Annotated in this window: 5 protein-coding genes; 3 read left to right on the forward strand and 2 right to left on the reverse strand. The window is 47.9% G+C overall.

What is annotated here, in order from left to right:
- Nucleotides 1–100: 100 nt before the first annotated feature.
- The 3 genes from MHN01_RS11275 to MHN01_RS11285 all read left to right on the forward strand — a co-directional run bounded on the left by MHN01_RS11275 (nucleotide 101) and on the right by MHN01_RS11285 (nucleotide 4,295).
- On the forward strand, nucleotides 101–895 hold the full coding sequence (locus MHN01_RS11275) for an efflux RND transporter periplasmic adaptor subunit (RefSeq protein ID WP_239411438.1): 795 nt from the start codon (nucleotides 101–103) through the stop codon (nucleotides 893–895).
- Between the two features lie 11 nt (nucleotides 896–906).
- On the forward strand, nucleotides 907–3,963 hold the full coding sequence (locus tag MHN01_RS11280) for an efflux RND transporter permease subunit (RefSeq protein ID WP_239411439.1): 3,057 nt from the start codon (nucleotides 907–909) through the stop codon (nucleotides 3,961–3,963).
- Between the two features lie 68 nt (nucleotides 3,964–4,031).
- Nucleotides 4,032–4,295: a hypothetical protein gene (locus MHN01_RS11285; protein ID WP_239411440.1), complete on the forward strand. Its 264-nt coding sequence runs from the start codon at nucleotides 4,032–4,034 to the stop codon at nucleotides 4,293–4,295.
- Between the two features lie 109 nt (nucleotides 4,296–4,404).
- Here the strand turns inward: MHN01_RS11285 and MHN01_RS11290 are convergent, their stop codons facing one another.
- Both MHN01_RS11290 and MHN01_RS11295 read right to left on the reverse strand, forming a co-directional pair.
- Nucleotides 4,405–6,312 (reverse strand): methyl-accepting chemotaxis protein, encoded by a 1,908-nt coding sequence (locus MHN01_RS11290; RefSeq protein WP_239411441.1) that lies wholly within the window; start codon nucleotides 6,310–6,312, stop codon nucleotides 4,405–4,407.
- Between the two features lie 532 nt (nucleotides 6,313–6,844).
- On the reverse strand, nucleotides 6,845–7,259 hold a 415-nt coding region (locus MHN01_RS11295; RefSeq protein ID WP_239411442.1), incomplete at its 5' end, for a TetR/AcrR family transcriptional regulator C-terminal domain-containing protein.

Genomic DNA, 7,259 nt, shown 5'->3' on the forward strand with positions numbered 1-7,259 from the left:
GTAGCAACTATTTGTCGAATTTTTGTCAATTCGACCCGTCGACAAAAACTCGACATATTTGCCCTCACACTTAATCCATCGACAATCGAGGGTTATCGTCATGAAAAAGAGTTTGATTGCTACAGGCTTAACAGTTGCCTTGCTATCAACGCCTGTATTTGCGGTGGATTTGATCGGTCACACCAAGAGTAAAAATATGATCAATGTGGTTTCTGAAATTAGTGGTACGGTCGAGATGTCAGAGTTTGAGACCGGGTCGCTAGTCTCCCAAGGCAGCGTGCTGGCCGAAATCAAGGCACAGGATTTCGAACTGGAGGTCAACAAGCAAAAGGCCAACCTCGCTTTGGTCAGGGCTGATCTCTCTATAAAGCAATCTCTCTACAACCGGTATCGTGAACTGAGGAACAAAAATAGCCTGTCACAGAACGAACTCGATATTGCCGTTGCGGATTTTGAGGCAGCCAAAGCGGCGGTGGCACTGGCACAAATCGAGCTGAAAAAAGCCCTGTTGGATTTAGCGAGTACCCGAATTAGCGCCGATATGGATGGCTACATTGTTAGTCGCTCGGTGGAAGACGGTGCCTGGGTTAGCCAGGGAGACTTGCTGTATCAGGTCGTCAATATTGATGTGCTTAACGTACGCTTGTTAGCCAGCGAATATGATATCGGAAAGCTCCGGGTCGGACAGGAAATTGAAGTGTGGGCAGAGGCGAATCCCGAACTCAAAGTCCGCTCTTCTATTAAGCGTATCGGTGTGGAAATTGATCCGGTTACCTTTGCATATCCTGTCGAGGTAGAAATTAACAATCCCGATCACTTGTTCAAGCCCGGGATGTCAATTCATGCATCGACAACACCGGTGAACCACCTTACTGCTTCTAACAATCAATTCTAAAGGTCAGGATCATGCAGGGATTTATTGCCTATTTTGCTCGCAGGAGTTTTCTCGCCCGCATCTTGACGGTGATGGTATTAATGGTCGGTATGGCCTCTTTGAGCATGCTGAGGCTCCAGGAGCTGCCCGATATTGCTTTTGAAGAAGTGGATATTACCACGCAATACCCGGGGGCGACGGCGCAGGATATTGAGCTGAACATTACCAATCAAATCGAAAAGGAGCTCAAGTCCGTTCAGGGGATCAGGAAATACTCGTCGCAGTCAACGGAAGGTGTTTCTCATATCTCCATCGAGGTGGATGAAGCAGCCGATATCGCCAAAGTGTTGCGGGATATTCAGCAAGCGGTCGATCGCGTGAAGAGTTTGCCCAAGGATATTACCAATCCGCCAGTAGTCGAACAGCGCAGTACATCCTCGTTCGAAGTGATGACGTTCGGTGTAAGCCATGACGGTGAATATGCTGAGCTACAGTCTTACTCCCGAGCATTGGAAAAAGCACTGAAAAGCCTTTCTGGTGTGGGGAGTGTGACCATGACGGGATTTAGCGAACGCGAGTTCTGGATTGAGGTAGATCCAGAAAAGGTCAGTCGCTACCAACTCACCTTCGATGACGTGATCAATGCGGTAAATAGCCGAAACCTGTCGCTATCTGGTGGAGTAGTGGAATCATGGGACAGCGAGCAGCGCATTGTAACCATGACGCAAATACAGTCGGTTGAAGAGCTGGGGCAATTGGTGATCAGGGTATTGCCATCGGGCGGTCTGGTTCGTCTGGTGGATATCGCAACCATCACCGACACCTTTGAGAAAGCGACCGAGCAAGCGGTGGTTAATGGTCAGTCGGCGATTTTGTTTACTGTAACCAACAGTGCCAGTGCCGACATTATTGCCACAATTGACAGCATTAAAGCGCTGATTAATGCCGAGCAGCAGCGTTTAGGCGATCAATATCGTTTTGAAATTGGCTTGAATCTGGCTGATGACATGAGTGATAAGTTCTCGATTGTATCGATTAACGGTGGGATCGGGCTGGTATTGGTGCTGCTGGTGTTGAGTTTGATCCTCAAGCGTCAAATCGCGTTTTGGGTGTCGGTCTCTATTCCGTTTTGTGTGCTGGGCGTGATGGCTATTTTACCAGTCTTAGGCATGAACCTCGACAGTATTACCTTATCGGCACTGCTGCTGGTGATCGGCATTATTGTGGACGATTCCGTGATTATTGCCGAGAGTATTTATCAGGAGAAAGAAAAGGGTAAAAGGGCACTGGAAGCCGCTATTGACGGAACCCGGAAGGTGATAAAGCCGATTATAGCAAGCCTGACGACCACGGCTCTGGTATTTATTCCGATGTTCTTTATTCCCGGTACCATGGGCAAGGCGGTTATTGTGATCCCCTTAACGGTGATTGCCGCGCTGTTGTTCTCGTTATCTGAATGTACGTTTACTTTGCCGGCACATTTGGCCAGTTCGCTGAAGAATACCGAGCAGAAAGCTTCCCGTCCTGATCGTTTCCAGTCTGTTTCTTTAGCCTATACCCGGTTATTGACTCGTTGCCTGAACTATAAAAAGAGTGTCTTGCTGGTGGCAATGTTGTTGCTGGGAACTAGCGGATGGTTGGCTACGACACTGAAGCTGGATATTTTCCCGTCTGAGGCGGCAAAATATATTGAAGTTTATACCGAGGTGACACCGGGGACGCCTCTGGAAGATGTCCAAGCGGCGCACTCGCAGCTTGAGCTGGCTATCCAGGCGCTATCAGAAAATGAATTGGTGAGCTATCAGCTGACCTATAGCAGTCCTGCGACAACAGGGTTGATTGTGTTATCAAGCTTTGAGCAGCGTAACCGCAGCGCCGAGGATATCCTGCTTGAATTAAACCAAAAGCTAGAAACGGTAGCGGAATTATCCTTCGTCAAACTATCGATTGATGCGGGTGGGCCGCCACCGGGTGAACCGGTAGAAGTACGGGTACTTGGCGGAAATCAATTCGAGCGTGAAGAAGCCGTAGTACAGGTATCAAAGTGGCTTGAGCAGCAGGCAGGCCTGAATAAGGTAACGAACAGTGAAGCCTTGAAAGATCCTCAGCTACAAATTGTGCCTCAGTATGAATGGTTGGCGCGTTATAACCTGACAGTAGCCGACTTGGCAACGACGTTGCGTATTGCTTTTGAGGGCGAGACGGTAACATCGACCTGGCTTGGTGATCAGGAGGTTGAAATGCGAGTATTGATGGATGCGCAATACCGCAATATTCAGCGCCTGAGCACAACAAAGATATACACGGCGAATGGCGCTCAGGTGCCTTTGAGCCGGTTGGCAAAAGTAGAGCAAATTGACGTACCGCGCCAGATCCAGCACTACAATGGCGAGCGGCAGGTGATCGTAACGGCGCAAATAACGGATCAAGAGCTGACGCCAACTATGATTAGCCAAGCGCTAACGCAGGCGCTGGAAGGCAACATACCAGCCTCAGTAAAGTTAGAAATTGGTGGCGAGGCTGAAAATACCAATGAAACCATGAGTGGCTTCGTTGTGGCCTTCCCGGCAGCCATCATTGGCATTTATTTCGTCCTGGCAGTTATGTTTGGATCTTTGCTCCAGCCAATGTTGGTGATGGCCGTGATTCCGTTTGCTATTGCTGCTTCATTAATGGCGTTGTTTGTACACATGCAGCCTTTGTCTCTTTTTGCGCTCATCGGTGTGCTCGGCATGACCGGGGTGGTGGTGAATAACTCGTTGGTGTTGATAAACCAAATCAACGAGTTGAGAGCGGAAGGTAACGTTGTGCTTGAAGCGATAGTCGACGCTTCGACAAGCCGTTTGAGGCCAATCGTGCTAACGTCGATGACAACGGTTGCCGGGCTGCTTCCGCTGGCTTATGGCGTGGGGGGAACAGATGTCTATATGGGGCCGATGTCGCTCACATTGGGTTATGGCCTGCTGTTCTCTCTGCCTGTAGTTCTGATTGTTATCCCGTGCCTGTATCTGACGTTTTTTAGTCGAAGCATGAAGGTCTGCGACACAGAAGAAAGCCAGCAAATGCGAACCGGGTCGACATTTGCGTAAAACCGATATGGTATTCATTGCTTATAGATGCGAGGCAACAAAGGGTGCTGAGCAAGCACCGAGGTGTAATGATGACGCAATATAAGAAAAAGAAGTTATTCGCAATGGCTATGAATGCCATCGTAATGCTGGTTAGTTTTGTTCTAATGGAATTGAACATATTGGGCATAATTCCGATGATTGTGATGGCCTGCTGTACCATTGCTATTTTCGGCAACGCTATGTTCTACTTTTTCAATTACGACGAGGAAGCCGCAGATTTGGGTGATATCGGCAAGACGGTGGCGAAGTCCGGCGTTGATGGCATGGTGGAATTACGAAACAAGAAGTAGCTATCGGCTTTACCAAATGACGTTTAGGTGCTTTTAAACTAGCCTGAATAAAACTCAGCCCCCCATGAAACTGGGGGGCTTTTCTATATCTGAGATATATAGTCAGGTATTAAAACTTAAACTGACTGACCAGGCCGGAGAGGTGATCGGCTTTTTGTTTTAGCTGGTGGCAGTCTCTTGCGGTCTGTTCAACCATGGCATCACTTTGTCGCGCAATTTCTGCAATGCTGGTGACATGGGGAGAGATCTCATTAATCACACTCGACTGCTGGCTGGTGGCGGAAGCGATTTGCATGTTAATGGCATTCATCTCGCTGACATTGGCCGAAATTGCCGTGAGCTGCTGTTCCGAGTGAGAGGCCTCAGACTGACAGGTTTTGCCAAGCTCGGAACTGGTTGCTATTGCATTGACCACCGCATCGGTACGTTTTTGCAGCTTATCAATAATAACGCGGATCTCTTCTGTCGAGCTCTGGCTTCTGGAGGCCAGGGTTCTGACCTCGTCGGCAACAACAGCAAAGCCGCGTCCCTGCTCGCCGGCCCGGGCGGCCTCAATGGCGGCATTGAGTGCCAGCAAGTTGGTCTGTTCGGAAACGCCGCTAATCACATCCAGCACGGTGTCGATAGAGTTGGCATCCTGCGCGAGCTGCGCCACGACCACATCGGTATCGCTCAGCTGCTTGTTCATATTTTCGACGCTTTCATAGGTGGCGGTAACTGACTGATGGCCTGTCGTAATCGCCTCGGAGGCTGAAGCGGCACTGGTGGCAGCACCGTCGGCACTTTGGGCGATTTCGTCTGAGCTGGCTCCCATCTCATGTATTGCGGTGGCAACTTGTTCAATTTTGCTGGTTTGCTGCTTGATTTCCTGCTCCATTGAGCGGGCTAGCTGGTCGACATTCTCAATGGAAGATGATATTTCCTTGCCGGTATCAGACACACTCTGAAGCAGTTGACTCAGATACTGAACGAACTGGTTATATCCCCGGGCAATTTGGCCGACTTCGTCATAGCGTGAATCATCGAGCCGCTGGGTTAAATCGCCACCCCCTTTGCCAATATTTTCCAGTAGTTGGGCAACATGTACGAAAGGCGATAGCAGTCGGTTGATCGACCAGGCAGACAGAGGAATAAAGATAACAGCAATGACCAGCCCCATGATGATCATATTGAAGCTAAAGCTGTTGAGATAAGCCAGGACTTCTTGCCTCGGCACTTGGGTGATCAGTGTCCAGCCTATGCCCGGCAGCGCTTTGCCACCGATAATCTGCGGGCTACCGGCAATGTCCATCTCGCGGACGGTGGATTTCTCGGTACCCAGCAAGGCACTAAACTCGTGTATTCCCAATGTAGACAGAGATTGTCCAACCAGCTGCTTTTGTGGGTGTACTTTGATAATGCCCTGATCATCGGCCAGAAAAACAATGCCGCTATCACCGATACGAAATTGGCTAATAAGCTCGGTAACCTTGTCGAGGGTGAGTCCGATACCGGCAACACCGATTCGCCGACCATTATTCATTACCGCATAGTTAACGAACATGGTTGGAATACCTGTGGCTCCTTCGGTATCAATAGATAGCTCGAACGGCTTGTTAGATTTCATAAACTGGTGAAACCACTGATCGCCAGGGGCTGTATCACTCATGGTTTTCAAAATACCGGCCGGCGTATAGTAGGTATAGTCGTCGGCGGAAATAAAATAAGAGGTAATAGCATTAAATTCTGTTCTAACGTCGGAAAGGTATGTGGATATTTCTTGTTTTGAGGTGTCGCTGGAGTAGTGAATAAATAAAGGGGATAAGGCGAGTACTTGTGAAGCAGTGACGGGGACATTGAGCTGAGCATTTAAATCATTGCTTACTTCGCCTAATACTGCGGGTAATTCGCGCTGGAACGTTTTATCGATAAGAATGTTCCAGCTTGAATTAAAGGAATACGCACCCATCGCAGTGATGATCACTAAAGCTGCAGTTACTGTAGCTAGTATTGCCTTGTTTCTAATTGTGAGCTTCAAGCTTACACTCCTTCTGATGACCTGGTTGAATGGCTATTCCTTAAGAAAGCTAGGTAGGGTCTTAAGAGATAACGATATAGGTTAGAGGTATGAGTTTTCATTGATGATCAGGGGGATAGCAGTAATGCTAAATCCGATCATGGAGTCGATGACAACTGAGTCTGTAATGCCAAGTGAGCATTTATTCAATATCGGTTTTGTGCCGAGGATACAGCACGCAATTCCCATAATCTGGGAGCATATCTACATATTCATCAAAAGAAGTTGAAAGCAGATCAAATATTCGAAGATAGATGAATTCTCATATACTCATACATTATATAAGGATATGTTTTTTGTAATTAAGAATTATATCGAATATTCATTAGTGAATATTTTATTGAAAGTTTTCATTTCAGTAATATTCAATGGTGATTTTCGAAATATGAGTTAATTGTTTCGAGTTTGTTCGGTTATGCCTTTTTTCCAGTAAGTGTTGCTTTTTTTATAAAATAACCAGCTCATTGCTGAACTGGTTATTTATATCGGCGGGTTATTCGTCTTTGAGGTAGGCACTAAGAAACTGTGCCACGGCCATTTCGATTGCAATTTCCCGTTCATGCTGGCTGGCAGGGGGCAGGTGAACAAGAATCTGCGGCCAGAAGATTGTGGATTTCAGGGCCGCGGTAAACTGTTCTGCTGCAACTTCCGGATATTCGATATCAAGATTTCCTGCTGCAATTCCTTCTTCGATCCATTTGGTCAGTCCATGCTGGCCTTCTAGGTTTTGTACCTTTTCCAACATGAGTGTGGCGGAGTCACTTGAGCGCATACATTCAGATAGCACCATTCTGGCTAGCGAGATGAAGTGTGGACAACACAGGATCTCAACTTTTTTGCGCGCCATCGCTGTGAGCTGGGCTTTGACTGATACCTCGGGGTTGAAAGGGATCTGGCTAACCACACTG

Origin of the sequence: Photobacterium sp. OFAV2-7 (assembly GCF_022347985.1) — a bacterium.
Classification (GTDB): Bacteria; Pseudomonadota; Gammaproteobacteria; order Enterobacterales; family Vibrionaceae; genus Photobacterium.

Bases quoted from the DNA above. Each gene is read 5' to 3' on its own strand.
- MHN01_RS11275 (WP_239411438.1), top strand. From the start codon at position 101: ATGAAAAAGAGTTTGATTGCTACAGGCTTAACAGTTGCCTTGCTATCA.
- MHN01_RS11280 (WP_239411439.1), top strand. From the start codon at position 907: ATGCAGGGATTTATTGCCTATTTTGCTCGCAGGAGTTTTCTCGCCCGC.
- MHN01_RS11285 (WP_239411440.1), top strand. From the start codon at position 4,032: ATGATGACGCAATATAAGAAAAAGAAGTTATTCGCAATGGCTATGAAT.